The sequence below is a fragment of the Mesorhizobium sp. M5C.F.Ca.IN.020.32.2.1 genome (assembly GCF_004023105.1).
In the GTDB taxonomy this organism is placed as follows: domain Bacteria; phylum Pseudomonadota; class Alphaproteobacteria; order Rhizobiales; family Rhizobiaceae; genus Mesorhizobium; species Mesorhizobium wenxiniae.
In genome coordinates this window covers 1-3,098 of sequence record NZ_RZSX01000760.1, presented here as the reverse complement: position 1 = coordinate 3,098, position 3,098 = coordinate 1, and the positions used below count along the sequence as shown (strand labels likewise).

The following is a 3,098-nucleotide window of genomic DNA, read 5'->3' as shown; positions in this document are numbered from 1 at the left end:
GCGCGTGATGCCGTCCGCATCGCCTATAGCGACGAGGCGATGGCACGGGAGGCCGATACGCCGTCGAAGGTCAGCGAGGCGATCGAGGGCGGAAAAATAGCCATCACCTCGAACGAGATGCTGGTCACCAATCCGCTCATTGACGTCGTCATCGACGCCACCGGCAAGCCCGGCGTCGCCGCCGATTTCGACCTGATGGCGATGGAACACGGCAAGCATCTGGTGATGATGAATGTCGAAGCCGACGTCACCATCGGCTGTTATCTGAAACAGCAGGCCGACCGGCTCGGCGTTGTCTATTCGGTCGGTGCCGGCGACGAGCCGTCGAGCTGCATGGAGCTGATCGAGTTCGCCTCTGCGCTCGGCTATACCATCGTCTCGGCCGGCAAAGGCAAGAACAACCCGCTCAATCACGACGCCGTGCCCGACGACTATCGCGCGGAAGCCTTGCGCCGCAACATGAACCCGCGCATGCTGGTTGAGTTCGTCGACGGCTCGAAAACCATGGTCGAGATGTGCGCCATCGCCAACGCCACCGGGCTGGTGCCCGACATTGCCGGCATGCACGGCCCCAAGGCCAATCGCGATGAATTGGCCAAGGTCCTCATCCCGCGCGCCGATGGCGGCATCCTGTCGCGGAAGGGCGTCGTCGACTATACCATCGGCAAGGGCGTGGCGCCCGGCGTCTTCGTCATCGTCGAGGCGACGCATCCGCGCATCATCGAGCGCATGGACGACCTGCATATCGGCCACGGCCCCTATTACAGCTTCTTCAGGCCGTATCATCTGACCTCGCTGGAAGTGCCGTTGACCGCCGCGCGCATCGCGCTCTATGGCAAGCCGGACATGGTGCCGCTGCCGAGGCCCGTCGCCGAGGTCTGCGCCGTGGCCAAGCGCGATCTCGCCGCCGGCGAGATTTTCGATGCGATCGGCGAGACCTGCTACCGCTCCTGGACCATGACTGTCGAAGAGGCTCGCGCCAACCGCGCGGTGCCAGTCGGCCTGCTCGAAAGCGGCAAGGTGCTGAGACCGGTCAGGAAGGGCGAACTGCTGACATCAGACAATGCCGCACCCGACCCGACGACCAGGCTTTTCGCCTTGCGCCGGCTGCAGGACGAGACGCTGTACGGAGATTTGGGAAGTGATCGAGGTGCCTGAATCCGAATTGAAGCGGGAAAGTGGACGCATTCCTCTGGCCGAACGACTCGCAGCCAGTGCCCACGATCTCATAGCCGGAGAGGGCAAGGGCGGCCGGCCTGTGAACAAGGATGATATAGACGAGTTGTGGGGACATCCCTGATTTAGCCGACTCTCTGCGTCGTCGCGGTTCTAACCGAGCGACCAGGGAACGACTTTTCGCATACCGATCTCGCGTAATCCGCAGTCCGCCATTACTTCCCCAACTCAATCGACCGCAGCCGCGCTGCTTCCACCGCTTCGGTGAGCAGATGGATCAGCCGGTCCCCGCCCATCAGCACGGCAAGTGCGGCGGCCGTGGTGCCGTTGGGGCTGGTCACCTGCTGACGCAGCACGCCCGGCGGCTCGCCGCTTTCGGCGGCGAGCGAGGCGGCGCCATAGACCGTCTGCATGGCGAGCAGCCTGGCGGTCTTTGTTGGCAGGCCAGCCTTCTCGGCAGCCACAGTCAGCGCTTCGATGAAATGGAAGATATAGGCGGGGCCAGACCCTGACACCGCCGTCACCGCGTCCATCAGGCCTTCGTCGTCGATCTCAGTCACTTCGCCGCTCGCCGAAAGCAGATCGGCAACGAAACGCTTAGTGTCGTTGGAAACCAGTCGGTTGGAAAACACCACCATCATGCCCTTGCCAATGGCCGCCGGGGTGTTGGGCATGCAGCGCACGATCGGCGCGCGATTGCCCAAAATGGCCTCGAACGTGGCGAGCGGCGTTCCGGCGGCGATGCTGAGGAAGGTCGTGCGGCCATCATTGAAGCGCTTGTACGCGGCGGTCACGTCGCGGATCACTTGCGGCTTCACCGCAATGACCACGAGGGCCGGCACCGCGTCCGCCGGAATACCGCCGGCCTCCGCGGCAGCACTGCAGCCGAGCGCTTCGGCACGCTTGCGCAGATCGGCATTCGGCTCGACCACGAAGACCGCCGCCGGGGGGAGCTTGCCCGATTTCAGCCAGCCCGAGAGCATGGCGTAGCCCATATTGCCGCAACCGGCGAGAACAAGCCTGATCGTCATAGAAAACCTCCGCTAGAGCATCGGACGCAAAGTGGGTACCGGTTTTGGGAAAATCCGATGCTCAAACAAAAAGATGGCTTCCCATAGACGTTCGTGGCGGGGCGGGGAAGCCCTGTTGGGACGGAGGATCAGCACGGACCACGAACCGCCATCGGCCGCAGCGACACCTGCCTGAGGCCGAACATGCCGAACACGAAGAACAGCCAGACCGGGTCGGCGCGATGGAAGAAGAAGCTTTCGAGGAAGGCGTTCAGCGCGGCGAACAGCACCACCATCATGAAGAAGTCGCCGAGATAGATGTTTTCCTTGCGCAAGGGGATGCGCAAGTAATCGCGTAGCGGCGCGATCAGGAATGTGTAGGCTGCCACGCCGAGCGCCGGGATGCCCATCAGCACGGCGATGTCGAGATAGCCGTTATGGCCGTGCACGATGGTTCTGATGTCCCAGGCCCGGTCGAAGGGCTGGTCCTGGTTCAAGAGCAGCGGCGTGCCCCAGAAGCTCTCGAAGCCGTAGCCGGTCCACGGCCGCTTCGCCAGCATCTCGCCGGCGAACTCCCACAGCGTCGTGCGTCCGGTGTAGGTCAGGTCGGGGAAATAGAGTGCCGCCAGATGCTTCACCGGCGGCAGGAAGACGATGCCCAGCGTGCCAATCGCCGCGGCGATGATGGCCAGCACGAACAGGATCGGCGTCCCGAGCCGCATGCCGATGAGGCTCGGCAGCACGACGATCAGGATCGAAAACGGCACCAATCCGGCCGTCGTCTTGGAACCGGTGTGCAGCATGAAGATCATCGCCGCGCAAAAGATTGACGCGCCCCAGAGCCGCTGTCCGCGTCGGTAGAGGTACAGCCCGGCGAAGCTGAAGCAGGCCATGACAGGACCGGCGATGTTC

Annotated in this window: 3 protein-coding genes; 1 reads left to right on the top strand and 2 read right to left on the bottom strand. The window is 63.5% G+C overall.

From position 1 onward, the window contains the following. A partial coding sequence (locus EOA86_RS28395) for a homoserine dehydrogenase (protein ID WP_128344698.1) occupies positions 1 to 1,158 on the top strand: 1,158 nt, incomplete at its 5' end. Between the two features lie 233 nt (positions 1,159 to 1,391). On the opposite strand, the gene proC is transcribed toward EOA86_RS28395, so the two are convergent. Together proC and EOA86_RS28380 are read right to left on the bottom strand one after the other, a co-directional pair. Beyond that, positions 1,392 to 2,207, bottom strand: a complete 816-nt coding sequence (gene proC / locus EOA86_RS28385) for a pyrroline-5-carboxylate reductase (RefSeq protein WP_128344697.1) — start codon at positions 2,205 to 2,207, stop codon at positions 1,392 to 1,394. Between the two features lie 128 nt (positions 2,208 to 2,335). After that, positions 2,336 to 3,098 (bottom strand): O-antigen ligase (locus EOA86_RS28380; protein ID WP_164892057.1); only part of this gene is annotated, 763 nt, incomplete at its 5' end.

Coding starts and splice junctions, on each gene's coding strand:
- proC (WP_128344697.1), bottom strand. CDS start 2,207: ATGACGATCAGGCTTGTTCTCGCCGGTTGCGGCAATATGGGCTACGCC.